The 26,536-nt window shown below is 35.6% G+C and carries 25 protein-coding genes, 2 pseudogenes and 1 other annotated feature; of the genes and pseudogenes, 20 read left to right on the top strand and 7 right to left on the bottom strand.

What is annotated here, in order from left to right; genetic code table 11:
- Positions 1-67 precede the first annotated feature (67 nt).
- From AB1280_RS08165 to AB1280_RS08155, 3 genes are all read left to right on the top strand, one after another.
- Positions 68-1,756, top strand: coding sequence for a formate--tetrahydrofolate ligase (locus AB1280_RS08165; RefSeq protein WP_429755513.1), 1,689 nt, complete (start codon positions 68-70; stop codon positions 1,754-1,756).
- 90 nt (positions 1,757-1,846) lie between these two features.
- A complete protein-coding gene (locus AB1280_RS08160; RefSeq protein ID WP_272190800.1) occupies positions 1,847-2,374 on the top strand; it encodes a hypothetical protein in 528 nt (175 codons plus the stop codon).
- Positions 2,375-2,393: 19 nt separating this feature from the next.
- Positions 2,394-3,563, top strand: coding sequence for a DEAD/DEAH box helicase (locus tag AB1280_RS08155; RefSeq protein ID WP_429755512.1), 1,170 nt, complete (start codon positions 2,394-2,396; stop codon positions 3,561-3,563).
- Between the two features lie 47 nt (positions 3,564-3,610).
- Here the strand turns inward: AB1280_RS08155 and AB1280_RS08150 are convergent, their stop codons facing one another.
- Positions 3,611-4,231, bottom strand: coding sequence for a hydrolase (locus AB1280_RS08150; RefSeq protein ID WP_429755511.1), 621 nt, complete (start codon positions 4,229-4,231; stop codon positions 3,611-3,613).
- 31 nt (positions 4,232-4,262) lie between these two features.
- Entirely contained in the window at positions 4,263-5,246 is a 984-nt protein-coding gene (locus tag AB1280_RS08145; RefSeq protein WP_429755510.1) for a quinone oxidoreductase family protein, read from the bottom strand.
- A 338-nt stretch (positions 5,247-5,584) separates the two neighbouring features.
- Here AB1280_RS08145 and AB1280_RS08140 point away from each other — a divergent pair, with 338 nt between their 5' ends.
- Together AB1280_RS08140 and AB1280_RS08135 are read left to right on the top strand one after the other, a co-directional pair.
- The gene (locus AB1280_RS08140; protein WP_429755509.1) at positions 5,585-6,160 is read left to right on the top strand and encodes a sigma-70 family RNA polymerase sigma factor; all 576 of its coding nucleotides are present in this window, start codon (positions 5,585-5,587) and stop codon (positions 6,158-6,160) included.
- A complete protein-coding gene (locus tag AB1280_RS08135) occupies positions 6,160-6,843 on the top strand; it encodes a DUF3600 domain-containing protein (protein ID WP_429755508.1) in 684 nt (227 codons plus the stop codon). Before AB1280_RS08140 ends, AB1280_RS08135 begins: the two co-directional genes overlap by 1 nt.
- 94 nt (positions 6,844-6,937) lie before the next feature.
- Here the strand turns inward: AB1280_RS08135 and AB1280_RS08130 are convergent, their stop codons facing one another.
- Together AB1280_RS08130 and AB1280_RS08125 are read right to left on the bottom strand one after the other, a co-directional pair.
- Complete coding sequence (locus AB1280_RS08130; protein ID WP_429755507.1) at positions 6,938-7,909, bottom strand: MBL fold metallo-hydrolase; 972 nt, start codon at positions 7,907-7,909, stop codon at positions 6,938-6,940.
- Positions 7,910-7,997: 88 nt separating this feature from the next.
- Positions 7,998-8,219, bottom strand: a complete 222-nt coding sequence (locus AB1280_RS08125) for a DUF3925 family protein (protein ID WP_429755506.1) — start codon at positions 8,217-8,219, stop codon at positions 7,998-8,000.
- A 213-nt stretch (positions 8,220-8,432) separates the two neighbouring features.
- Here AB1280_RS08125 and AB1280_RS08120 point away from each other — a divergent pair, with 213 nt between their 5' ends.
- The 3 genes from AB1280_RS08120 to AB1280_RS08110 all read left to right on the top strand — a co-directional run bounded on the left by AB1280_RS08120 (position 8,433) and on the right by AB1280_RS08110 (position 11,813).
- Positions 8,433-8,909 (top strand): glutathione peroxidase, encoded by a 477-nt coding sequence (locus tag AB1280_RS08120; RefSeq protein ID WP_429755505.1) that lies wholly within the window; start codon positions 8,433-8,435, stop codon positions 8,907-8,909.
- Between the two features lie 235 nt (positions 8,910-9,144).
- A complete protein-coding gene (locus AB1280_RS08115) occupies positions 9,145-9,633 on the top strand; it encodes a hypothetical protein (protein ID WP_429757307.1) in 489 nt (162 codons plus the stop codon).
- 257 nt (positions 9,634-9,890) lie between these two features.
- Positions 9,891-11,813, top strand: coding sequence for an LTA synthase family protein (locus tag AB1280_RS08110; RefSeq protein ID WP_429755504.1), 1,923 nt, complete (start codon positions 9,891-9,893; stop codon positions 11,811-11,813).
- A 125-nt stretch (positions 11,814-11,938) separates the two neighbouring features.
- On the opposite strand, the pseudogene AB1280_RS08105 reads toward AB1280_RS08110, so the two are convergent.
- Positions 11,939-12,088, bottom strand: a pseudogene (locus AB1280_RS08105) (excalibur calcium-binding domain-containing protein); the annotation flags it as partial.
- A 110-nt stretch (positions 12,089-12,198) separates the two neighbouring features.
- On the opposite strand from AB1280_RS08105, the gene AB1280_RS08100 reads away from it, so the two are divergent.
- Entirely contained in the window at positions 12,199-12,741 is a 543-nt protein-coding gene (locus AB1280_RS08100; RefSeq protein ID WP_429755503.1) for a DinB family protein, read from the top strand.
- 1,052 nt (positions 12,742-13,793) lie between these two features.
- Positions 13,794-15,593: a group II intron reverse transcriptase/maturase gene (gene ltrA, locus AB1280_RS08095; protein WP_429755129.1), complete on the top strand. Its 1,800-nt coding sequence runs from the start codon at positions 13,794-13,796 to the stop codon at positions 15,591-15,593.
- A 264-nt stretch (positions 15,594-15,857) separates the two neighbouring features.
- Here ltrA and AB1280_RS08090 read toward each other — a convergent pair whose 3' ends face one another.
- On the bottom strand, positions 15,858-16,358 hold the full coding sequence (locus tag AB1280_RS08090; RefSeq protein WP_429755502.1) for a hypothetical protein: 501 nt from the start codon (positions 16,356-16,358) through the stop codon (positions 15,858-15,860).
- A gap of 226 nt (positions 16,359-16,584) precedes the next feature.
- Between AB1280_RS08090 and AB1280_RS08085 the strand changes: the two genes are divergently transcribed.
- Entirely contained in the window at positions 16,585-16,806 is a 222-nt protein-coding gene (locus AB1280_RS08085; RefSeq protein ID WP_429755501.1) for a hypothetical protein, read from the top strand.
- Positions 16,807-17,269: 463 nt separating this feature from the next.
- On the opposite strand, the pseudogene AB1280_RS08080 reads toward AB1280_RS08085, so the two are convergent.
- A pseudogene (locus AB1280_RS08080) lies at positions 17,270-17,602 on the bottom strand (hypothetical protein); the annotation flags it as partial.
- A gap of 130 nt (positions 17,603-17,732) precedes the next feature.
- Between AB1280_RS08080 and AB1280_RS08075 the strand changes: the two are divergent.
- The 9 genes from AB1280_RS08075 to argS all read left to right on the top strand — a co-directional run bounded on the left by AB1280_RS08075 (position 17,733) and on the right by argS (position 26,490).
- The gene (locus AB1280_RS08075) at positions 17,733-18,380 is read left to right on the top strand and encodes an HD domain-containing protein (protein WP_429755500.1); all 648 of its coding nucleotides are present in this window, start codon (positions 17,733-17,735) and stop codon (positions 18,378-18,380) included.
- Positions 18,377-20,269 (top strand): ABC-F family ATP-binding cassette domain-containing protein, encoded by a 1,893-nt coding sequence (locus AB1280_RS08070; protein WP_429755499.1) that lies wholly within the window; start codon positions 18,377-18,379, stop codon positions 20,267-20,269. Before AB1280_RS08075 ends, AB1280_RS08070 begins: the two co-directional genes overlap by 4 nt.
- Positions 20,270-20,344: 75 nt before the next feature.
- A complete protein-coding gene (locus AB1280_RS08065; RefSeq protein ID WP_272190774.1) occupies positions 20,345-21,076 on the top strand; it encodes a Bax inhibitor-1/YccA family protein in 732 nt (243 codons plus the stop codon).
- A gap of 160 nt (positions 21,077-21,236) precedes the next feature.
- Positions 21,237-21,575, top strand: coding sequence for a single-stranded DNA-binding protein (locus AB1280_RS08060; RefSeq protein ID WP_090995014.1), 339 nt, complete (start codon positions 21,237-21,239; stop codon positions 21,573-21,575).
- A 63-nt stretch (positions 21,576-21,638) separates the two neighbouring features.
- Positions 21,639-22,766 carry a conserved virulence factor C family protein gene (locus AB1280_RS08055; protein ID WP_429755498.1) on the top strand — a complete coding sequence of 376 codons (1,128 nt, stop codon included), beginning with the start codon at positions 21,639-21,641 and terminating at the stop codon, positions 22,764-22,766.
- Between the two features lie 5 nt (positions 22,767-22,771).
- Entirely contained in the window at positions 22,772-23,155 is a 384-nt protein-coding gene (locus AB1280_RS08050; RefSeq protein WP_429755497.1) for a thiol-disulfide oxidoreductase DCC family protein, read from the top strand.
- 84 nt (positions 23,156-23,239) lie between these two features.
- Positions 23,240-23,674: a BrxA/BrxB family bacilliredoxin gene (locus AB1280_RS08045; protein WP_429755496.1), complete on the top strand. Its 435-nt coding sequence runs from the start codon at positions 23,240-23,242 to the stop codon at positions 23,672-23,674.
- Between the two features lie 45 nt (positions 23,675-23,719).
- Complete coding sequence (locus AB1280_RS08040) at positions 23,720-24,496, top strand: class I SAM-dependent methyltransferase (protein WP_429755495.1); 777 nt, start codon at positions 23,720-23,722, stop codon at positions 24,494-24,496.
- A gap of 40 nt (positions 24,497-24,536) precedes the next feature.
- Positions 24,537-24,752 (top strand) — a binding site (T-box leader).
- A gap of 49 nt (positions 24,753-24,801) precedes the next feature.
- Positions 24,802-26,490: an arginine--tRNA ligase gene (gene argS / locus AB1280_RS08035; protein ID WP_429755494.1), complete on the top strand. Its 1,689-nt coding sequence runs from the start codon at positions 24,802-24,804 to the stop codon at positions 26,488-26,490.
- The last annotated feature ends 46 nt before the right edge of the window (positions 26,491-26,536 follow it).

Below are 26,536 nucleotides of genomic sequence, written 5' to 3'. Positions count from 1 at the left end.
ATAAGTGCAGAAAATACAAAAAACTGATACAATATTTTTAGAAATAATTAAAGGGGGATTAGGGAATATGACAGCAATAACTACAGTAAAATCTGACATTGAAATTGCGCAAGAAGCAAGCATGAAGAAAATTCAAGAGATTGCAGCGAAATTAAACATTTTAGAAGAAGAATTAGAGCCATATGGTCATTATAAAGGGAAGTTATCTCTTGATGTTTTTAAGCGCTTACAAGACGAAGAAGATGGAAAAGTTGTACTAGTTACAGCAATTAACCCTACTCCAGCAGGGGAAGGAAAATCAACGGTAACAGTTGGTTTAGGACAAGCGTTTAATAAAATCGGTAAAAAAGCAGTGATTGCGCTTCGTGAACCATCTCTTGGACCAACTATGGGATTAAAAGGTGGTGCAGCAGGCGGAGGTTACTCGCAAGTTGTACCAATGGAAGATATTAATCTTCACTTTACAGGTGACATTCATGCGATTACAACTGCAAATAATGCACTTGCAGCATTTATTGACAATCACATTCAACAAGGAAATGATTTGCGCATCGATACGCGTAAAATCGTATGGAAACGTTGTGTAGATTTAAATGATCGTGCGCTTCGTAATGTTGTAATCGGCCTTGGTGGACCAGTACAAGGTGTGCCACGTGAAGACGGATTTGATATTACAGTTGCATCTGAAATCATGGCTGTATTCTGCTTAGCAACAGATGTACAAGACTTAAAAGGACGTTTAGCACGCATTGTTGTTGCTTATAACATGAATAATGAACCAGTAACAGTAAAAGATTTAGGTGTAGAAGGTGCATTAACACTATTATTGAAAGATGCGTTAAAACCAAATTTAGTACAAACGTTAGAAAATACACCAGCAATCATACATGGCGGCCCATTTGCTAACATTGCACACGGCTGTAACAGTGTAATCGCAACGAAAATGGCAGCAAAACTTGGTGATTATGTGATTACGGAATCTGGTTTTGGTGCGGATTTAGGCGCTGAGAAATTTTTAGACATTAAAGCACGTGCAGCAGGAATCAAACCTGAAGCAGTTGTTATTGTTGCAACAATTCGTGCTCTTAAAATGCATGGTGGCGTAGCGAAAGATGGATTAAAAGAAGAGAATGTTGATGCGTTAGCAAAAGGTATGGAAAATTTACAAAAACACGTTGAAACAATTCAAGCATTTGGTGTTCCATTTGTTATTGCAATTAACAAATTCATTACAGATACAGATAAAGAAGTGGCATACTTACAAGAGTGGTGCAATGAGCGCAGCTACGAAGTATCTTTAACGGAAGTATGGGAAAAAGGCGGTCAAGGCGGTGTTGACCTTGCTGAGAAAGTATTAAAAGTAATTGAAAAAGGTGAGAATACATACGCACCTTTATATGATTTAGAGCTTCCATTAGAAGAGAAAATTCGTACAATTGCCCAAAAAGTATACGGTGCAAAAGATATCGAATTTGCGCCAAAAGCTCGCAAACAATTAACGCAATTTGCTGAAGAGGGTTGGGGTAACTTACCAATTTGTATGGCGAAAACACAGTATTCTCTTTCTGATGATCCAACAAAATTAGGACGTCCATCAGACTTTATAGTGACAATTCGAGAATTTAAACCATCTATTGGTGCTGGTTTTATCGTCGCATTAACAGGAACAATGTTAACAATGCCAGGTCTTCCAAAAAAACCAGCTGCTCTGCAAATGGACGTAAATGAAGATGGAAAAGCAGTAGGTTTATTCTAAAAGGTTGTATTTCTTCTCTTTTATCGGTAAACTATACGTACATCATTCGGCGCCTTTCGATGGAAAGGCGCTTGTTTTTTGGAGGAATATATGTTTGATCCAACTGCTTTTGAAAATTTAAAAGTTGTCGTTGAAGGAGCTGTATATGATTTTGATTTACATGCTGATATCATTGTAACGAATCGAAAAGATATAATGGATCTAGCATCACTTAGTCGTACATATACCATTTCGTTTCAGCTTACAGAATATATTGAGCCATTAGTAGAAGCGACGTTTTTATTATCGGTTAATGCAAAGAATTTATCAGGTGAGATATTAGAGGTACCAAATTTTGTTCCTGGTTGTGAAATGAAACTGTTCTTTGAATTTCCTATTAGGCATCCAGAAAAAGATTGCCAAGAAATCGAAGCGTTGCTACAATCCATATGGGGAAAAGAACGAATGATTACGCAGCAAATTTCATACGAATATAATAAGCAAGCGATTTCATATCATAATAAAGTAGACATCTTATTTCAAAAAGTGATTACAGAAGACCATGTTGATGACTTAGTAGCAGTTATTCCTCATATGATAGAAGCGATGCGAATAATACAACAATTTCTTCAAAAATAGAGATAAAGGAGAAAAAGAAATGATAAAAGAGATGCAACCATTTTTGCAACAAGCTTGGGAGAAAGCTGGTTTTAAAGAGTTTACTGAAATTCAAAAGCAAGCTATTCCAACAATTTTAGAAGGACAAGACGTTATTGCTGAATCTCCAACAGGAACAGGTAAAACATTAGCGTATTTATTACCACTTTTACATAAAATTAACCCTGAAGTGAAACAACCTCAAGTGGTTATTTTAGCACCAACACGTGAACTTGTGATGCAAATTCATGAAGAAGTACAAAAGTTTACTGCGGGTACTGAGATTTCAGGTGCATCTTTAATTGGCGGTGCAGATATTAAGCGTCAAGTAGAGAAGTTAAAGAAACATCCGCGAGTAATCGTTGGGTCGCCTGGACGTATTTTAGAACTAATCCGTATGAAGAAATTGAAAATGCATGAGGTGAAAACAATTGTATTTGATGAGTTTGATCAAATTGTAAAACAAAAGATGATCGATGCCGTTTCCGATGTAATTAAATCGACAATGCGTGATCGTCAAGTCGTATTTTTCTCGGCAACAATGACAAAAGATGCAGAAGAAGTAGCGCGTGATTTTGCAGTTCAGCCGCAATTCATTCGTGTGAAACGCACAGACACGAAGAGTCTTGTTGAACATACGTATATCGTTTGTGAACGCCGAGAAAAAAATGATTTTGTTCGTAAAATTATGTATACTGGTGATGTAAAAGCAGTTGCCTTCTTAAACGATCCGTTCCGTTTAGATGAAATTGCTGAGAAGCTGAAATTCCGTAAGATGAAAGCAGCGGCTCTTCATGCGGAAGCAAGCAAACAAGAACGTGAAGCAACAATGCGTGCATTCCGTCAAGGTAAAATAGAAATTTTATTAGCAACAGACATCGCAGCGCGTGGATTAGATATTGATGACTTAACACACGTTATTCATTTAGAATTGCCAGATACGCTGGATCAATATATTCATCGTTCGGGACGTACAGGTCGTATGGGGAAAGAGGGGACAGTTGTATCCCTTGTAACACCGCAAGAAGAGAAAAAGTTACTTCAATTTGCGAAGAAGCTAGGCATTCAGTTCAATAAGCAAGAAATGTTTAAAGGTTCGTTTGTTGATTCGAAGCCGAAAGCGCCAAAGAAAAAGAAACCAGCGTTTAATGGGAAGAAAAAGCCTAGATAAATTGAAAAGCCGTGGCTACGAATATGATGTAGCCACGGCTTTTTTTATCAGAAAATATGCAGCTGTTCTATATAGAACGTACTTTTATAAAGAGAGGTTTCTATATAACCAATAATTTGATTCATTGTAAATACTTGTAGTGGTTCAAATAAATCTTGCTGTGGGTACATCATATCTTCAAAAACTAATGTTTTGAAAGAATGTATGTTTTCTTCTGATACTTCATCAATACATATCAAATTCGCATTCATATTTAAAGTATGAAATAGGCTCTTATCACAATCATAATATTGAAGCAGTTTTCCGTTTAAAAGCTTAAAGTCGTGATGGTATAAAGAAAGAAGATTAGGATCATGCTCTATTCGATTTTTGAGCCAAGGGAGATAGAATCCCTGCAACCATATATCATCAGCAATGAGGTGTGTGTAATATCCTAATATGAAAGGAGAATCTTTGTACGCCTTATATTTATGTAGGAATGCTTCATAATCAATTTTTCTTGTATAATTCTTTACTGTGCCTTTATAAAAGTGCGATATTTCTTTTTCCTCTCGTGAATGGACTGCATCTGCCGCAATTCCTCCGAGTAGGAAAGAGGTTTTGTCTTGAATCTCTAATTTTTTTGCAACCAAATTCGCTACAATTACATGCATAATTCTTGATCCCATGAAAGGTACCTCCGCTTGAAAGAGAATTATGTTATGTTGGCTGAACATTTAATAAAACTTTTCCGGTGCTTTGTCTACTTTCGACCCATTCATGTGCTTTCCCTGCATCCTGAAGTGAAAAACGTTTTCCAATTTTAATTTGTAAATCACCATTTCCTAAAAGTGGAAATATTTGGTCTGCAGTATGCCGAAGTAGATGGGGGCATTTTTTTCGAGTTGTTCCAAAGCTAAAGCCAAGAACAGATCGGCAGCTTGTATGTAAGTCTTTAGTCTCAAATGTTCCGATATCACCGCTTGCATTTCCAAAATGAATAAGGCGTCCATAAAATGCAAGACATTGTAAGCTTTGCTCTGATATGGTACCAGAAATAGAATCTAATATAACGTCTGCACCTTCTCCATTTGTAATCTCATTTACCTTCTGCGCAAAATCTTCTTCCTTATAACAAATAACATGATCTGCTCCGGCTTCTAAAGCAATTTTCTTTTTTGCTTCATTTCCAACGGTTCCAATGACCTTTCCAGCACCTAAAATTTTAGCGAGTTGAATAGCTGTTGTGCCAATTCCTCCTGCAGCGGCATGGATCAGTACAGTTTCGCCTTGTTGTAACCTTGCAATATTTGCTAGCAGTGTATAACTTGTAAACGAAACAATCGGACAGGCTGCAGCCGTTTCAAAATCAATTTCATCTGGTAATACAAAAGTAAGTTCTTCATTTGCTACAACATATTCGGCGTACGATCCGTTAACTGGAAAAGCAATAACGCGCTGTCCTACCTTAATATTTGTTACGTTAGCCCCAACCTGTTCTACAATTCCAGCAGCATCTATACCAGGTATAAAAGGAAGATTTCCAGTGCCCTTTTTTCCATATCGAGATTTAATATCAGCAAAGTTCACACTTGTTGCGACAACGCGAATTAAAACTTGATTCATGTTAATAGACGGCATAGTTACATCTGTATATTTCATCATATCAGGGCCTCCAAAGGCAGTTACAATAATTGCTTTCATGATATGTCCTCCTAAAGTAGATTCTATAATTTATTTTAAAAGGTCATCATGAATTGGAAAATTATATAATGGTTATGAAGAGTTATAAGAAAACGTTATGAAAAATTTATCCCGCTATTCGTGGACAGTAATACTCCCATCTCAAAATTCAGTAAAAGTAAAGAAGTTAGGTGGGAGATAAACTGCCTGTAAAAGCCCGATTGGTTCAACTATTAATCAGTGGAGGATGAAAAACCCCCGCCACTGATTAAAGTTTCACTTTATTTCAAAAAAATCGAACGAAATTTTCTGTTCTTGCCAATATATAGTGTACGACATAAGGAAGGAGGGGATGAAGGATGGAGAAAGAAGCTGAATATGGTTATCTTATCGAGCAGACGTTATTAGGAAATCAGGAAGCATATAGTGAACTATACGATAAAACAATTGAAGATGTGTATAAGACAGCTCACTTTTTAATGGAGGAAAAGTCGGATGTAGATGATGTTGTTCAGGAAATATATATGCAATTGTATCAATCGCTTAGTCAATTTGATCGGGGGCGCTCCTTTAGGCCATGGTTAATTGGCCTTACTGTAAGACAAATTCATTCCTATAGGAGAAAGAGATGGATGCGTCTACGGATTGTGAAAAAAGCAGAAGAACAGCGAAAACCATTTGAATTTGATTTTTCTACTGATCTTGTCAACAAGCTGTCCAATCAAGAACTTATTACATCGATACATAAGTTACCTTATAAATTAAAACAAGTCATCATCCTGCGGTATTTACATGATTATTCTCAAGAAGAAGTAGCAAATATTTTAGATGTACCAGTTGGAACAGTTAAATCTAGAATTCATGCAGCCTTAAAGAAATTACGGCAAAAAGAGCGTGAGGGAAATATTTTATTAAAAGAAGTGGGGGATGCATAATGAGCCTTGATTACGAAGTAAGAGAATCTTTGCAAGAAGAAGCAAAAGGAATTGTACCATCACCGGAATTGAAAGAAAAAGTAATGAATCAAATAAAAATAGAACGCGGAGGGAAACCAATGAAAAAACGTCTTATAACGAGTGTGTTAGCAGCAACATTACTTATTCCAACGAGTGCTTTTGCGTATCAATCTCTTGTGGCAGATGGTGTGTATGGATCATTTGATAATGTAAAGAAACATTTTGCAAATGCAACACTAGAAGGGTATATGCATGTAAATGCGAAGTTATCGCAAGCAACAGGTGAAATGGGAGACAAAGAGTATACAGAGTTTACAACATTGTTAAAAGTACTACTAGATGCAAAAATGAAGTATGGAGATGCAAATGGTAATATTGATTACGATCAACTTTCTCAAGAAAAACAAGAGGAAATGATGAAGGCTTCAATGGTAATTCAACCGTATTTTGATAAGTTAAACGGAGAGAAATCAAGTAAAGAAGTGTTAACTTCTGAAGAATTTAAGCAATATATACATGCTCAAATGACATATGAAAAAATACAAGCAAAAATGAAATCAAGTGAACCTATAACGATAGATGAGGTTCCTGAAGAATATAAAGCAGAATTTCAAGAAGCAGATCATTTCATGAATTATGTTAGTGAAAAAGTACAAAAGTAACATATCGAATAAACTTCAAAACAGAGTCCATGACAAGAAAAATGGACTCTGTTTTGTTACAGCGACAAACATTTTGGTCAAGATAGTAAAATCCTTATTTTGGAGTTGTTTCTGTTTGTTCTCGTTTTATCAAATAATCAATAATTCCCATAGCCCCGATTTCTAAATCGAGTTTTAGCAAGTCATAAATAGAATGTGACGATGGGACACCTTGGTTTGTAAGATGTGATGATACTTTTTCAAGTAATAAATGGGACAGCTCTTGGCTTGCTTTTTCAAAGTTTTGTTGATGTTCAAACACTTGCTTTCCTGCTTCAACAAATATTGGAAGCCAATATTCTAGCTGATTGCAAATTTCAGAAATATGAGAAGAAGCACCGTAATGACCGAAATAAATAAAATCAACATTCATATTTTGAATACGGTCTTTTGAAGCTAACATAGCTTCAGGCTGAAACTGTGTAGGAGATGTTGTTGGCAAATAAAGTTCAACACCAAGCTCGGCTAATTGGCGGTAGTAAATACCAATCGTATCGCCTGTAAATATACCGTTTGTTAAAGAGTCATGAATGCTAATGTGATGTTTTGCATGACCAGGCGTATCGTAGAATGTCAGTGTCCGGTTTTCGGCAATTTGTAATGTTTCACCATCTTGTACGATGTGAACACGTTCTTCTGGAATAGGTAAAATAGGGTGAAAGAGTTTATCGAATGAATCACCGTAAACAGCTTTTGCACCTTGAATGAGTTTTGTTGGATCAATCATGTGACGGGCGCCTCTGGAATGAACGAACAGCGTTGCATTTGGGCATTTTTCCATCATTAAGCCAGCAGCACCAGCGTGGTCCAAGTGAACATGTGTAACAATAATATTTTTTATATCTGTCAGTTGGATATTCAACTGTTGTAATCCATCTAACAGATAAGGAACAGATGGTGAGGCGCACGTTTCAATGATCGTAATTTCATCACCGAGTAAAACATATGTACCTGTACGTTGTTCATGTTGTAAGTCGTAATCGTCGATAAGATATAGCTGTGAAGATAGTTTTTCTACTTTTTTCAAACTTATCACTCCTTGTAGGCTATTATTCTTTTATTATAAAAGAAAAGGCAGAAAACGAAACATCGTTTTCTGCCTTTATGTAATACGTTTAGTTATTTTGTTGTTTGCTAAGTGCCATAATAAAGAAGCCGACAAGACCACCAACTGCTGGAACAGTAATCATTCCTGCGAGTGTGAAATATTTGCTTAAGAAAATACCGTTAACATCCATAAACCAACCTAAAACAAATAACATCATCATGTATAGTACGAAATAAAATTCGCGATTAGAAAGCTTTTCACTTTGTGCAGTTTTCATTATCAACACCATCCCTTTTTTTAATAATGGAATTGAAAATGTCACAATTTAGAATGTAAAATGTCACATTTTGTTCACATCTTTATTGTAAAACTTTCCAAGGAAAATGTCTAGCTAATTGTGACAATTTTTTGAACGGAAATAAAGCGTTCTTATTAGACAATGTGCACCATACATTTTATGATAAATATATGAGAGTGTATGAACTTAAGGAGTCGATATAATATGACAATTTATGATTTTTCGGCAAAAACAATTTTAGGAGAAGAGAAGTCGTTACGCGAATATGAAGGAAAAGTAGTATTAATTGTGAATGTTGCCAGTAAATGTGGTTTTACACCGCAATATAAAGGATTGCAAACTTTGTATGAAAAATATGAAGAACGAGGCTTTGAAATACTGGGATTTCCATGCAATCAATTTGGAAGTCAAGAACCTGGAACAGAAGAGGAAATTACGGAATTTTGCGAGTTAAATTATGGTGTAACGTTCCCCATGTTTATGAAAGTTGATGTAAAAGGCGATAACACCCATCCATTATTTCACTATGTAACGGAGCAAGCACCAGGATTATTAGGAATGAAAGCGGTAAAGTGGAATTTCACAAAATTTTTAGTAGGGCGTGATGGTAAAGTAGTAAATCGCTTTGCACCGCAGACGAAACCAGAGCAGTTAGAAAAGGAAATTGAAAAGGTATTATAGAAAGAAGAGGCTCATTTATAAGAGCTTCTTTTTGTGTGGAACCATTCATAGAAGCGATGAGTGCCCTTCAAAGTTGAAAATTTATATCAGGGACTTATATGAAATAAATTTAATTGTTAATACAGAACAGTTTTTATTTGATAATAGGAGCATTCGAAAATAATATAGTAGTATAAGGTTGTAGGAGGAAAAGAGCTTGAAAAAACTTATTTTTACAATAGGATGTTTTTTAATCATGTTAGCTGGATGTAGTACTAGTAATTATGACGCGCATGTTGAAGCTGGTATGAAAGCATTGAAAGATGCGAAGTATAGTGATGCAATTATGTGGTTTGAAAAAGCCGACCAAGAAAAATCTACAGATAAAACCAAAACATATATGAAAGTTGCAAATTGGATGGAATATGGTGCGAAAGCGTTAAAAGATGGAGATTATAAACAAGCGCTGGAAGACTCAAATCAAGTGATAGATATAAAAAAAGATGCGACACTTGAAAAAGCTGTAAAGTCCAATGCTGAAGATATGTTGCAAAAGGCAAAAGATATAGAGAAAAAAGAAATAACGAGAGAAGAAAAGAGAAAGAAAATAGAAGAAGAAGGAATTGATAAAGCAATTAAAGCGGTAGATAGCATTGATGAAATAAGGGAAAAACAAAAAGATATCGGAGAATCTTTAGATAAAGCTGAAAAAGTAAAAGAAAAAATAGAAGCAAAGAAAAATTAATATGCGCGTAATAAGTAAGATGATTCTTCGTTTTGGAGATGATTGTAAATTTCTAAAAGGCTGGAATTTGAAGGAACTATAGTAAAAAGATGCTCATATAGAAAAGCTTCTTTTTACTGTGTTCATTTTACAAAAAAAAAAGAAAAAGTTCACACGGAATACAAATGTATTCGATACAATGTGGCGGTGAGAAAAAAGCCATAAATATAATGAAAAAGTATTATACTACTGCTGTTCAGTCAGAGAGGGAGAGAAAAATGAAAGAAGCGTTAAAAAAACAATTTCAAAATATGCGCTTTCCGTTATTAGTCGCTGTTTTGATTTGGTTAAAAACATATATTGTTACGCGAACTAGTTTTGATTTAAAGCTAGAATCTACTATGCAAGAATGGATTCTGTTTATTAGTCCATTAGCGTCTTCTTTAGTGTTAGTTGGACTTGCATTATTTGCAAAGGGTCAAAAACGAAATTATATAGCTATCGTTATTAACCTTATTATGACCATTATCTTAATCGGTAATGTAATGTTTTATGGTTTTTATAATGACTTTGTTACACTTCCGGTACTAATGCAAACATCGAATATGGATGGATTAGGATCTAGTGTCAAAGCGTTGTTAAACGTTAAATTTATCTTAATGTTTTTAGATATTATCGTTTTATTTTACATTGCTAAAAAGAAGCCAAACTTTGCAAAAACAGAACGTGTTTCTGGCTCTATGAAGTCACTTTATTTTTTAATCTGTATTGCCATTTTCATGGTAAATCTTAGTTTTGCGGAAAAAGAACGCCCTGAATTGTTAACTCGTTCATTTGACCGCGTGATGCTTGTGAAAAACCTTGGATTATATGTTCATCAATTATACGATCTTGGATTACAAGCAAAAACAAGTTCACAAAAGGTATTTGCGGATGGAAGTAAAATTCAAGAAGCTGAGAACTATATGAAAACAGTTGACACGAAGCCTGACCCAAATATGTTTGGTATGGCAAAAGGAAAGAATGTTATCGTTGTTTCTTTAGAATCAACGCAGTCGTTTTTAATTGATTCTAAAGTGAATGGAAAAGAAGTTACACCGTTTTTGAACCAATTTAAAAAAGAAAGTTATTATTTTGAAAACTTTTATCATCAGACAGGACAAGGAAAAACATCTGATGCCGAGTTTATGATTGATAATTCTTTATATCCGTTAGATCGTGGTTCTGTATTCTTTACGAATGCTGGAAACGAATATGAGGCAACTCCAGAAATTTTACATCAGCAAGGCTATTATACAGCTGTATTCCATGCGAATAACGCTACGTTCTGGAATCGTAATATGATGTATCCGTCTTTAGGATATGATCGATTCTACAATGAATTAGATTATAAAGTTACTCCAGAGAATAAAATAGGATGGGGATTAAAGGATAAAGAATTTTTTGATCAATCTGTGGATAAATTACAAAAGATACAACAGCCGTTCTATACTCGTTTTCTTACTTTAACGAATCATTTTCCGTTTACGTATGATGACAGCATTAAAATGATTGAACCATTTAATTCAGGTGACGAGACTTTAGATAACTATTTTGTTACAGCACGTTACGAAGACGAAGCTTTAAAACGTTTTATTGAACGCTTAAAAGAAACAGGAATATATGACAACTCAGTTATCGTATTTTACGGTGATCACTACGGTATTTCAGATAACCATAATCGTGCAATGGCACAATTCTTAGGGAAAAATGAAATTAATCCATATGACCACATGCAACTGCAACGTACACCATTATTTATTCACGTTCCAGGTCAAACAGAAGGGAAAACAATGACTGCTCCTGCTGGTGAAGTAGACGTAAAACCGACGATTCTTCACTTATTAGGAGTTGATACTTCTAATGATATTGAGTTTGGTCATGATTTATTTTCACCAGAACGCAAACCATTTGTTGTAGAACGTGATGGAAGCTTTATTACAGACAAATATATTTATTACAACAACACATTCTATAATCGTCAAAATGGCCAAGTCGTTCAAGTACCAGAGCAAGAGGCGAAATCACTTATTGATCGAGCGCAGACAGAATTGAAAATGTCCGATAGTATTATTCAAGGTGACTTGCTACGCTTCTTTGATGGAAATAAAGTAAAATCAGGAACGATCAAAACAGCTATTAAAGAAGAAGAAAAAAAATAATGAAAATCCCGATGCTTGGGAAGGCATCGGGGTTTTTATTATTCATTAATTTTATACTTGGTAAAAAACTTCAACGAGATGAATATAAGCCCCAAAATCTCACTTTAAAATTTCACATATGTACATTATCTTTCACATACAATACCATCACCATCTCTATCTAACTTACTACTGTAGCCAGGATCACCAGCGTGTAAAGGGGCTTTTCCAGTAGCTTTTACTTCTGAGCAATTTTTATAATATACATTTCCATTGCTTTGAGCTGGAGCAGCTTGTGGTTTCGTTCAACATGTTTGTTCGTTTTGTTTATAAAAAATAATCGTGGTATAATTTTACAATATATGTGTATGAATCAAATTTATAGTTAAAATGAAGGGAGTATGAGATGAAATCTGAAAGTATATCACACCATTTTCAAACTTTACAACAGCAGCGACATTGTTTCTTTCAAAAAATAGAAGATATTTCAAGTGAACAACTATGGCATCAAAAAGAAGGGAAATGGTCGATTGGAGAGCATTTATATCATTTATATTTAATTATAAGAATGCTTAAAGTTGCGACAAAACTTTCTTTTGTTCTAATTCCGTATGCAAAAATGAGAAGGAAGAAACCATTTCATAATCAAATTCATGATATATATGCTGAATATAAAGAAAAGCGTGGAAAAGGGATGAAAGCTCCTTTTATATTGGTGCCGCCGAAAAAGGTGATTTATGCTCTGGATAAAGAAGAGTTAATAGAGTTGCTGTTAAATGAAACGAATAGATTGAGAGAATTAGTTGCGAATATTGAAGAGGATATTGCTGGACATATTATATTTTTGGATCCGCTTGCGAACTATCCTAACTTAATTCAAGGTATTCACCTTTTAGCGATACATGAAGAGCATCATTATAAGCTCATTGAAAAAAATATGGTGAAATAATTAATGAATTTGGTGTTGAAGAAAGTAGATGCTATTTTTCTTACGAATAATTGAAAGGAGAAATGGTGTAGTTTATAAATTAAAGTACTGGATGATTTTTATATACAAATATCCATTATTAACTCGATGATACTTACATAAAAGAGTAAAAAGTTGACTTAATTGATTTTTTAGAACTTTATTTATAAATTACATAAAAATGAAGAAGAATTATTATTTTGTACAGTGAAAAAGTACCAATGAACCTAGTATGAGACGGTAAATTGGCACTTTCATAGTTTGTATGTTTTACGAACCGAACAAGTTTAAAATTGTTCATTAGTCGAAGAAGTAACTTTATAACAAAAGCGTTATTTGTGCGACACGTTTCCTCATAAGTGTGTAAACACGAAATAGGAGGGTTATCAATTTGATAACAACAACTGATTGACTGAAAGTAGGAATGAAAGCCGTCAGGTTGAGCTGAAACTACTTATCTGATACTCCTACATGCAAGGCGTGATAGTAGTCATAAATTGTATGAAGCTAGGTGAAGTCGGCTGAACAAAACCTAAGTGAGAAATCATATGGTAATGGATAGGTCGGGATGCTACAAAATATCTATGGTGAGAATGTCCAAATGGACTGGCAAACTTGCGAATGTACGGGTCTAAACGCTTAATACATTAGAAATGTGTATGTCGTCAATGACGACGTTATCTACCGAAAAGTAAGAGTAATTAATATGAAATTCGGAACATCTAACAATGAGGATGTAAAGATAACAGGCTTAAAGCAAGCACCTAAGGATATATGTATAGCTAAGTCAATCGGAACGTGGTAAGCAAGAAACTGTCACTAACGTCTACTAACAGACAGGTGTATATAAGGTTCTAACGAACCGAAAATACTTCATTCTTGTGAAGGTGGGGACACAGTACCGACGAAGCATGTAACAAATGTGGAGGGATAGTCCCTAGTCTTGTTCTTTGAAAACTAAATTAACTAGATGTAACTCACAGGATCGAGTAAGATGATGGGACTTTTCGTAAGAAAGGGGATTTAATACATCGGTGAGTACAACATTACGACATGCAGAATACTACGATATGCAAAAAGTGTTCGATGATTTATATCAACGTAGCAAAAACAATGCTACTAAAGGAATAAATTTATATAAACACATCATATCAAAAGAAAATATTCTACTGGCATATAGAAACATAAAGGCTAACACTGGCTCTAAAACTGAAGGAACAGATGGTATCACAATCGACCATTATAAAATGAAAGACGTAGATTCTTTCGTTGATAACATAAGAAATGCTCTTATAGACTACAAACCAAACGCGGTACGTAGGGTAGAAATACCCAAACCAAATGGAAAGAAACGCCCATTAGGAATACCTACAATGAGAGATAGATTGATTCAACAAATGTTCAAACAGATTCTAGAGCCAATATGCGAAGCAAAATTCTACAAGCATTCATATGGGTTTAGACCCAATAGGTCAACACATCATGCGATGGCTAGGTGTCAATTCTTGATGAACCGTGGGGGATATAGTCACGTAGTTGATATTGATATACAAGGTTTCTTTGACAACGTAAACCACTCCAAATTACTAAAACAACTATATAACATAGGTATAACTGATAGAAGAGTGCTGACAATCATCTCGAAAATGTTAAAAGCACCAATCAAAGGAGAAGGCATTCCTACAAAAGGCACTCCGCAAGGAGGAATTCTAAGCCCATTACTAAGTAATGTTGTATTGAATGACCTAGATTGGTGGATATCTAGTCAGTGGGATAATATCAAAACAAGAAAACCATATACACTACCAAATAAAAACTATCATCTATCAAAAACAAAATTGAAGAGAATGTATATAGTTAGGTATGCAGATGATTTTAAAATATTTACAAACAATCACAAATCTGCAACTAAAATATTCCATGCAGTGGAAGGTTATCTCGAGAATCAATTAAACCTTAACATATCTAATGAAAAATCAACTATAACTAACCTAAAAAGAAAATCTTCGGATTTTCTGGGGTTCTCTATTAAATTCGTTAAAAAGCGCAAAAGATATGTGGCAAACACACATGTAAGCGAGAAAAAGAAAAAGGATATCCTTGAAAAATCAAAAATAAGGATTAAAGCAATTCAAAAGAATCCATCAGGGAAAACAGTGCAGGACTATAACTCTTACGTGCTTGGCATTAAAAACTATTACAAAATTGCAACACATGTAACTATAGACTTTGCTGAAATAGCCTTTCGTCTCTCGAAAACTTTGTTTAATCGTCTAAAATCAATAGGGAAATATAAGATTCCTACCAATGCAAATGCATTATACAAAAGAACTCACAGGAATAATTATAGAACCTTTGAAATAGCAGGTAATCATGTATATCCACTAGCGGACATACAAACAAGATTCCCTCAAAGTTTCAGTCAAGACATATGCAACTACACTATAAAAGGAAGACAAAAGCTCATCAAAAGCCTAAAAGGTAACATTGCCAATGAAATGCAGAAGATGTTGCTATCCCCCAATAAAGGGCAGAGCGTGGAATACACAGATAACAGAATATCAAGATATTCCATGCAAAATGGCAAATGCGCCGTCACAGGAATCTTTTTACTAGCTGAAGATGTGCATTGCCATCATAAACTACCAAGAGATATGGGAGGAACTGATGAATTCAACAACCTAATTATTGTGTATGAATTTGTCCACAGACTGATACACGCTACAAATGTAGAGACGATTAGAAAATATATGAGATTACTTCAACTAAGTGATAGTCAATTGAAGAAAATAAACAAACTTCGTAAAGTTTGTAATCTAGTTACTTTAGTATAAAAGGATAAGATGGGGCGCTGTATGCGATGAAAGTCGCACGTACAGTGCTAAGCGGGGGAAAAGATGGAGATAACTTCAAAGTCTTACCTATCGCAACTAATCAAAATGAAAAGAGCATGCACAAAAACTGTGTTGTGCATGTCTGTAGTGATTAGATGGGTATTTATGCTACAAAAGAAAAAAGTTTAAATATATAACCTTAATCTCATGACCACAAAAGCTACGTATAGTAGCTATTCTTTGTTCCGTTTCTAATCCAATTAATCATGCTACTTGAAAAATACTTATACTCGCAGATACAGCTGTTAAAGAACCTCCATCAGTATTTGAGAGAGTAATGGTACCAGATGAAGAAATATTGTTTACTAAAGTTAATGTTGAAGGTATAGCTGTTACTGTAAAAGCGACAATACCTTGATTTAGGGCATGCGGTGAACCTGTTCCATATCTTCCACCTGAAATTGGTGTACCGTTTAACTCAAAGGAAAATTGATTTTCACGAGTGGCCATTAATTGAAATTCTGCTAAATATGTTCCTAGTGTATTAATTATAATATTTCCTGTACCTGCTATATGAGTAAGAGCAGTTCCTATTATAGGCCCATTTGTATTAAAGGTAACATTACTACCGACTGCAACTGACTGGTTAGTAGTATCAAAAGTATATAGGTAGTTTGTTAATCCTAATCCGGCAGGTCCAGTAGCACCAGTAGAGCCGGCAGGTCCAGGTGGCAAATGAGGAAGAATTATTTTATTGATATCCATAAATAGGAGATCATTGAAAAAATCTTTGTTTTTTGGATCTATGTTTTCTATCAAAATCACCTCGCTTATGTGTTAAAAAATTAGTAAGATAAAATCTTTTTAATAGATATCTCATTCTTATGTTATTAAATTAATTTATTTTAGAAACAACAAATAACTAATATAATGTATTATTGTTTAGCCTGAATTTTAACCAAATAGTTATTTGACAGGAAGGAAGGGTGAGATGCCTAACGCTAATTATCAGTACCATGTATATAACGAGCATATGAGCTTTATAGTTTCAGTTCCTGTAAAAGAAGATGAATATGCAGAGAGGTTCGCAAAACGTGTAGCCGTGGATTTTTACGATTATACAGAAGAGCAATTACAAAATGTAAACGTGGAATTCATCGTGAGCTATCGGATAGAATCAGCAATTAATTTAAATAAGTTAAACAAAGCTTAATAAAATTCTTATTTTATAAAAGGGAGCATTTTATAAGTTTGCTTTTGTTCTTATCTTAATCACTTGATGTCGTATCGTTCGACTTGCAAAATATAAACCAACATTAGGTGACTAGGAAAAGAATGAAATTTCACATATCGTATGTTGATTAGATAAAAGAATAGTAGAAGTTAGAGCATCCAATATGGGTGCTTTTGTCAAATATTGATTAGGACAAGCTAACCGCTTGTTCTAATCAATATTTACACTCCTTGTCGCATTGAGAGCATCCACTAAATCGGGTCCTCTTTTTTATTTGTAAGATTCTGTTTTATTATTTATCGAATAAACGGATTAAGAACACGGAAAATATGGGGAATATTTTTGTGATAAAATAGATTATAGAAAGAAAAAGCACCAAAATCCCTATATTTAAGGTTTTTTGGCACTTTTATCGTTTGTATGTGCTACAAAATAAATAGATTTAAAACTGTTCATTCTTCTCCCAAGATTCAACAATGTAATGAGCAACTGTTGGATTGTAACCTTTTCCAATTAAGTATGTGATTGCAGCAATTTCCGTCATTGCGTGTGATACGGATGTATATTTTGCTTCTTTTACACCATATTCTACCCAAGGTTTAACGAGGCTTAATACGGGTTGTTTTAAGTGTTGAAATTGTGCAGCGTATTGTTGGATTTGTTGTTCAGTTGGTTCCGTTGGCATTGTAGGGCCGGCTTGAGGGAAACGTGGATTGTATTGATAGTATGGCTGTTGATCAGGATGTGATTGATAATAGGGTTGCTGCGGATAAGGCTGTTGCGAGTTATAAAACATTTTTTTTCCTCCTTCAAGATACTAGTTACAGCATATAGTATGGGCGGACAAGAAAATATGTGATGAAAAAATGAGAGCGTGTTACAATATTAAATTGGGTGAAGATATTATGAATAAACAAGAACAAATTGAAAAAACGATTACATTTGTTAAAAGCATATTGGAAAAGGATGCAAGTGGTCACGATTGGTATCATGTTGAACGCGTACATAAATTAGCGATTGCATTGTTTGAAAAAGAAGGTGGGAATCGCTTTGTTATTGAAATGGCGGCTTTACTTCACGACGTTGCAGATGAGAAGTTAAATGAGAGTGAAGAAACTGGCATGAAGAAAGTAACAGATTGGCTTGAACTATTAGGGGTTCATCAAGAAGAGGCACGGCATATTGTTCATATTATTGCAAATATGTCTTATAAAGGTGGAAACGGCGGAACTGTGGCAACGTTAGAAGGTAAAATTGTTCAAGATGCAGATCGTCTTGATGCACTTGGAGCAATCGGGATTGCACGAACTTTTGCTTATGGAGGGGCAAAGGGCCGTTTACTGTATGACCCAAACATTCTACCGCGTGAAACGATGACGAAAGAAGAATATCGAAAAAACGATGAACCATCGCTAAATCATTTTTATGAAAAACTGTTAAAGTTAAAAGATTTAATGAATACAGTTGCAGCGAAGGAAGAGGCAGAAGAGCGTCATCGCTATATGGAACAATTTATTGATCAATTTATGAAAGAGTGGAATGCACAAATATGAGAATGTTAACAGTCGAAAATGTATCGAAATCATATGGAGACAAACCATTATTTAATGGTCTATCTTTTAGTATTGCGGAGGGGCAGCGTGCTGGTATTATCGGTGTAAATGGAACAGGGAAATCAACGCTATTAAAAATTATTGCGGGTGTGGAAATTCCAGATACAGGGGAAATGACGCATACACGTGGATATACAATTAGTTATTTATCACAGCAACCTGATTTTAAAGAAAATTTAACTGTACTGGAGCAAGTGTTTCATGGGGATACACCGTTAATTCGTCTTCTTCGTGAGTATGAGCAAACATTATTGAACTTAGAAAGAAATCCAACAAGTGAAAAAGCGCAGGAGGCATTATTTGCAGTGCAGCAGCGTATGGATGCAATGAATGCTTGGGAAGCGAATGCAAATGCAAAGTCATTGCTAACGAAGCTCGGCATTACTGATTTTTCTGCAGCAGTAGGAAATTTATCGGGTGGGCAGAAAAAACGCGTTGCGATGGCGCAATGTTTCATTCAAACACCAGATTTATTAATTTTAGACGAGCCGACGAACCATCTCGACCATGAAACAGTAGAATGGCTAGAAGAATATTTATCACGTTATACAGGTTCCGTTTTACTTGTTACGCATGATCGATATTTTTTAGATCGTGTAACGAACCGTATTTTTGAATTAGATAATGGTAAGTTATATAGCTATGAAGGAAATTACGGTGCTTTTTTAGAAGCGAAAGCACTTCGAGAAGAACAAGAAATGGCACAGGAAGCAAAGCGCCAAAACTTATATCGCCGTGAGCTTGCTTGGATTCGCCGCGGTGCGAAGGCACGCTCTACGAAGCAAAAGGCACGTATTCAGCGCTTTGAAGAATTGCAACAGCAAGATGGACCAAGTGCAAAACAAAACGTTGATATTGCGCTTGGAGGCAGCCGATTAGGAAAGAAAGTACTAGAATTAAAAGATGTGACAAAAACATTTGGTGATAAAACTGTTCTTCATCATTTCCAATATATTGTGAAACCGGGAGATCGCATTGGGATTATCGGTGCGAATGGTAGCGGGAAATCTTCTCTATTAAACATGCTTGCTGGTAAAATCACACCAGACAGCGGTGAAATTGAAGTTGGACAAACGGTAAAAATCGCATATTATACGCAAGAAAATGAAGACATGAATTTAAATCAGCGGATGATTGAGTATATTAAAGAAGCAGCTGAGGTTATTCATACGACAGATGGAAAAATGATTAGTGCATCGCAAATGTTAGAACGTTTCTTATTCGAACCGCATACACATGGTACACCGCTTAGTAAATTATCAGGTGGTGAAAAAAGAAGATTATATCTATTACGTATTTTAATGGGAGAGCCGAATGTTTTACTTTTAGATGAGCCGACGAACGATTTAGATACGCAAACATTAACAGTGCTTGAAGACTATTTAGAAGAGTTTCCTGGTGTTGTCCTTACTGTATCGCATGATCGATACTTCCTTGATAAAATTGCAGAAGAACTGTTTGTATTTGAAGGGAACGGAAACGTTCGCATCTTCTTTGGCAGCTATAGCGATTATTTAGATGAGAAAAAAGCACAAGAAGCACTGGTAAAAGCAGAAGTTCAGAAAGAAAAGAAAGTAGAAGAAGCGCCAAAACAACAAAGGAAACGTAAGCTTTCCTATAATGAACAGCGTGAATGGGAAACGATTGAAGATAAGATTGCAGAATTAGAAGCGAAAATTGAAAGTATTACAGAAGAATTAGAAAAAGTGGGTGCTGATTATACGAAAGCACAGCAACTCTCTGAAGAGCAGCAGCGAACAGAAGAAGAATTAGAACGGACAATGGAGCGTTGGAGTGAATTATCTGACATTGTTGAAGGATTAAAGTAAAAACAAGCCGCATATGTTGAAATGTAAAGGGAAAATCTTTACACTATTGGTAGAAACTATTTTAGGAGGGAAATCATGCGCACATCTAATCCAATGTTAAAAAAAGATGCGTTTCGTAAAGAAGGCGTAAGCACTTCAGCGATGACAGTCGGTGGTGCAGTTGCGAAAACGTTCATTATGCTTATTTTGTTATTAGGAACGTCAGTGTACGCATATATGCAGATGATACAAAATAAAATGCAAATGCCAGTGTTAATTGGTGCTTTAATTATTGCGGCAATTATTGCATTTGTATCGATCTTTGTACCGCGTATTTCACCGATTACAGCACCGATTTATGCAGCAGTAGAAGGGATTGTATTAGGAAGTATTTCTGCTGTATATACAATGAAATTTGGTGATTATATTATTTTACACGCAGTATTATTAACAGTTTCTATTTTACTAGCAATGTTAGTGTTATATGCAACGCGTGTTGTGAAGGTGACAGATAAGTTTCGTACGGGTGTGATGGCAGCGACGTTTGGAATTGCGATTATGTATTTAATCGTTTTAGTTTTACAACTATTTGGCGTACCAGTTCCATTTTTACATCAAGGTGGAACAATTGGTATGATTGTCAGCGCAGTTGTAATTGTTGTTGCTGCATTAAACTTAATGTTAGACTTTGATTTCATTGAAGGCGGTGCACGTGGCGGCGCTCCAAAATATATGGAGTGGTACGGTGCGATGGGCTTAATGATGACATTAGTTTGGTTATACTTAGAAATTTTACGCTTCGTTTCTTATTTTGTAAAAAATGATTAACGTATTGAAATCCTGCATGATTGTAACATGCAGGATTTCTTTTTGAAAATTTATAGAGAGAAAGTTGGCTTTTCGTAGTAAAAAATAATTTTTTACATTTTTTACTACACGTTTCGTTTTTTCTACAATAAAGAAAAAACGAAGAGGTGGCATGAACCGTATGATGAATCGAGTTGCGTTAATTGGCAGATTAACAAAAGATCCAGAGTTATTCTATACAAAACAAGGAATTGCTTATGCACGTATATGTGTTGCGGTAAATAGAGGATTTCGTAACAGTTTAGGAGAGCAACAAGCAGATTTTATTCATTGCATGATTTGGCGGAAATCAGCGGAAAATGTAACGATGTACTGTAAAAAAGGGGAACTTGTTGGTATAACAGGACATATTCATACGAGTCAATATAATAATGAGAGCGGTAAGAGAATATATAAGACAGAAGTTGTGATTGAAAGAATTACATTTTTAGAGAAGAAAAAAGAGCAAGCACCTCAGTAGGAGTCTTATTTAAGAACATGTTACAATACAGCTAAGAACAGCAATAAAGGAGAGACAATTTACGTGAAGATTAAAGGAATTGAACCGACACCGAGCCCAAATACAATGAAGGTTATTTTAAATGAAGTATTACCAGCAGGAGCACGTAACAATTATACGCGTAATAATGTAATAGAGGCTCCAGAGAGAGTACAGCAAATTTTGCAAATTGAAGGTGTAAAAGGTGTATATCATGTAGCGGACTTTTTAGCAGTAGAGCGTAATGCGAAATATGACTGGAAACATATTTTACAGCAAGTTCGCGCAGTCTTTGGTGAAGAAGTCGTAACGGAGAGTGAACAAGAACAGAATGCCCATTTTGGCGAAGTGAAAGTATTCATTCAAATGTTCTTTACGATCCCGATGCAAGTGAAATTAACCGATGGTACAACTGAAGAACGCGTCGGACTACCAGATCGTTTTAAGGAAGCAATTATGAAAGTGCAAATGTCAGCGCCAAATGTTGTGAAAGAGCGTAAATGGGTGGAGCAAAGTACGCGTTATGGTAGTTTTGAAGAGATTGGAAAAGAAGTTGTGGAAGAGGTTGTTGCGGCATATCCAGCCGATCGTGTAGATGCGATTGTCCAAGAATTATTAGAGCAAGCAGGAGAGGTAGAAGTAACGATTACAAAGCGTGAGCCATATAAAGTAACAGAGGAAATGATAAAAGATTCTGATTGGACAAAACGCTATGCAGCACTAGAACAAATGGATCCAACAGAAGAAGATATTCCTGTACTAGAGAAAGCGTTAGAAGATGAAAAAGTATCGATTCGTCGCTTAGCAACTGCTTATTTAGGAATGGTTAAAGGGGATCGTGTCTTACCTTTACTCTATAAGGCATTATTAGATAAATCAGTCAGTGTACGCCGCACAGCAGGTGATTGCTTATCAGATATCGGTGACCCTGCAGCAATGTTTGTGATGATTAAGACATTAAAAGATTCAAGTAAACTTGTACGCTGGCGCGCGGCAATGTTTCTATTTGAAATTGGTGATGAAAGTGCAATCCCAGCACTTCGCGTAGCACAAGAGGATCCGGAATTTGAAGTAGCAATGCAAGCGCGTTTAGCACTTGAACGCATTGAGGGCGGTGAAGAAGCAAAAGGTTCTGTTTGGAAGCAAATGACAGAGTACCGAAAAGGAGAATAATAACTATGATTGTCTTTTACGATAGTTGGTGTCCGATGTGTACAAAGGTTGCAAATCGAACGAAGGAACTAGATAAAAAGGGAAAAATAATATTTGTTTCTTTTCGTGAAGATGAAATTGTTCGGCACTATTGTTTATCAGAAGAGATGCAGCAAAACATGGAACAACATTTATACATTTATAAGGATGCCCGCTGGTATAAAGGGATTCAAAGTATATATGTCTTAGCGAAAAGAATTCCTGCATACTGGGCAATCGTACCTTTTATTAAACTATCGATTCTTTTCGGGTTTGGTCACGTCTTATATGATTATATTGCGACAAAGAGAGAAATTGTTCCTGTTGGACATTGTAAAAATGGTGCTTGTGAAATCCAAAGGGAAAAATAAGAAAGTCAACATGTTTCTTTTGCGTCTAGTATTAGAGCGTGATATGATGAATCTGGAATGAAAGTTGAAGGAGAGATTGGTAACATGACAAATGCATACGAAGAATATATGCGCCAAATGGTAATTCCGATGCGTCAAGAATTAGTACGCTCGGGATTTAAAGAATTAACAACAGCAGAAGATGTACAAGAATACATGGAAAATGCAGAAGGGACAACATTAGTTGTTGTGAACTCTGTTTGTGGTTGTGCGGCAGGCTTAGCACGTCCATCAGCTGGTCAAGCGGTTGTACGTTCTGAGAAGCAACCTGATAATCTTGTCACTGTATTTGCAGGTCAAGATAAAGAAGCAACAGCGATGATGCGCTCTTACTTTGATGATATCCCGCCATCTTCACCATCAATGGCACTATTAAAAGGAAAAGAAGTTGTTCACTTTATTCATCGTCATGAAATTGAAGGTGCAACAATGGAAGAGATTATTCACAACTTAGAACAAGCTTTTGAAAAGTATTGCTAAAAAGGGAGAGATTTTCTCCCTTTTTCTTTGTAATGAGGTGACAGAATGATTGTAACGACAGCAGGCCGAACAAATAAAGAAATGACCGCATATGCAAAAAAAATAGCAACCGACTTGCAAAGCTCTTTTCTTGTGAGAAATGACCGTCCTATTTATGAATTACATGAACAATATAAACAAGATATACTTGTTGCCCAGAAAAATCGATTAGCAATTTATCCGCAAGGAACGGAAGAATCGTTCTTTTTTCATCCGAATTCAGCTATGTTTCGCGTGAAACGATTAATGCGCGGTGAACATGATCCGTTTCTGCAAGCCGCGCAGCTAGAAGAAGGGATGAAAGTGTTAGATTGCACACTCGGTATGGCATCTGATAGCATTGTGGCAAGTTATGCTGTAGGAGAAGCGGGAGAAATCACTGGATTAGAAGGTAATTGCTATATGGCATATTTGATTGAAAAAGGTCTTCAGCAGTGGGATACAAGTGTAACAGAAATGAACGAAGCAATGCAGCGAATTACAGTTAAGAATACGGAACACTTATCTTTTTTACAACAATGTGAAGATCATAGCTACGATGTAGTATATTTAGATCCGATGTTTGAAGAAACGGTATTAGAATCAGATGGTATTCGTGGTTTAAAACATTTTGCGTTGTACAACGATATTACGGACGAAACAATTAAAGAGGCTAAGCGTGTAGCACGAAAACGTGTTGTGTTAAAGGATCATTTTCGCAGTATGCGTTTTGAAAAACATAACTTCTTTGTCTATAAACGAAAAAGCGCAAAATTTCATTTTGGTGTAATTGAAACTTGCTAATTATTTGGCAAGATGTATAATGGATTATAATAAATTTTATAGGAAATCTTGGATGAAGAGAGTAATTATTTTCAGAAGCAAAAGCGAGCTAGGGATGGTGAAAGCCTAGTGCAGAGAAAATAATGAAGCGCACTTCGGAGATGCTGCTTGAACAGTGTAGTAGAGTAAGCCGGGGCTCCCTAACCTCGTTATAAACGGGAAAGTGGTTCATTATGAACAACAAGGGTGGTACCACGGGTGTAAACTCGTCTCTTTTTTTAGAAAAGAGGCGAGTTTTTTTATTGATAAAAAGGAGGAAGATACTGATGGAATATAAAATGAAGTTCGCACAGCATGTATTCGACGTATTAGAACCAGGTTTATCATTAGAACAAATTACCGTTTTAATTGAAACACCAAAGCAAGATGAGTTTGGAGATGCTGCTTTTCCTTGTTTCACATTAGCAAAGCAATATAAAAAAGCACCGGCAGTTATTGCACAGGAACTAGCAGATAAATTATCACACCCATTTTTTACAAAAGTTGAAGCGGTTGGACCATATGTAAATGTGTTCTTTAATCGTCAAACTGTAAGTAATGAAGTGTTAAATACAATACTAGACGAAAAGGAAGAATATGGGCAGTTACACTTTGGGCAAGAAAGAACGGTTGTCATTGACTATTCATCTCCTAATATCGCGAAGCCATTTTCGATGGGGCATTTACGTTCGACAATGATTGGAAATGCATTAAAACAGATATGTGAAAAATGTGGTTATGAAGTTGTAGGTATTAACTACGTTGGGGACTGGGGAACACAGTTTGGTAAGCTCATTATTGCTTATAAAAAATGGGGCGATGAAGAGCTTGTTAGAGAAGATCCGATTCGTGAGTTATTTAAGTTGTACGTACACTTTCATGAAGAAGTAAAAGAGTATCCAGAGCTCGAAGAAGAAGGGCGTGCATGGTTTAAGAAGCTAGAAGATGGCAATGAAGAAGCGGTATATTTGTGGAACTGGTTTCGTCACGAATCGTTAAAAGAGTTCTCTCGCATTTATGAGCTGCTTGGCGTAGAATTCTTTAATTTTCAAGGAGAAGCATTTTATAATGATAAGATGGATGATTTCGTTAAGCTTCTAGAAGAAACAGATTTACTAGAAGAATCAGACGGAGCACAAGTTGTTAATTTAGAAGCGGAAGGAATGCCGCCATGTTTAATTAAAAAGTCAGATGGTGCTACACTCTATGCAACGCGTGATTTAACGGCTGCACTATATCGTCAAAACACGTATAAGTTTGATAAAGCACTATATGTCGTTGGAGATGAACAAAGCTTACATTTCTCACAATTTTTCACTGTACTAAAGAAACTAGGATTTCAGTGGGTAGAAGGCATGTCTCATGTTCCATTCGGACTTATTTTAAAAGATGGGAAGAAAATGTCTACTCGTAAAGGGAAAGTTGTTTTATTAGAAGAAGTGTTAGAAGAAGCAATTACGCTAGCAAAACAAAATATTGAAGAGAAGAATCCGAACTTAAAGAACAAAGATGAAGTAGCAAGACAAGTTGGGGTTGGCGCAGTTATTTTCCATGACTTGAAAAATGAACGCATGCATAACATCGAATTTTCACTTGAAAATATGTTGAAATTCGAAGGAGAAACAGGACCATATGTACAATACACACATGCACGTACTTGTTCGTTATTGAAAAAAAGCGATATCGATATTGAAAAACAAGAGTTACAGTTAACAGACGATATAAGCTGGACTGTTATAAAACTGTTGCATCGTTTTCCGCAAGTCATTGAAACAGCGTTTGCCAAATATGAGCCATCTCATATTGCGAAATATTTATTAGACGTAGCGCAAGCATTTAATAAATATTACGGAAATGTTCGTATTTTAGAAGAAAATGCAGAGAGAGAAAGCAGACTTGCGCTCGTATATGCGGCGGCAGTTGTGTTGAAAGAAGGTTTGCGTTTACTTGGGATGGAAGCGCCTGAGGAGATGTAACAGACGTAAAAGAGAAAGGGATTTAATATGAATCAATTCCTTTCTC

The organism is Bacillus sp. S10(2024) (genome assembly GCF_050473865.1).
In the GTDB taxonomy this organism is placed as follows: Bacteria; Bacillota; Bacilli; order Bacillales; family Bacillaceae_G; genus Bacillus_A.
Note: the sequence above shows the minus strand (reverse complement) of the source record. Positions and strands in the feature narration are given on the sequence as shown.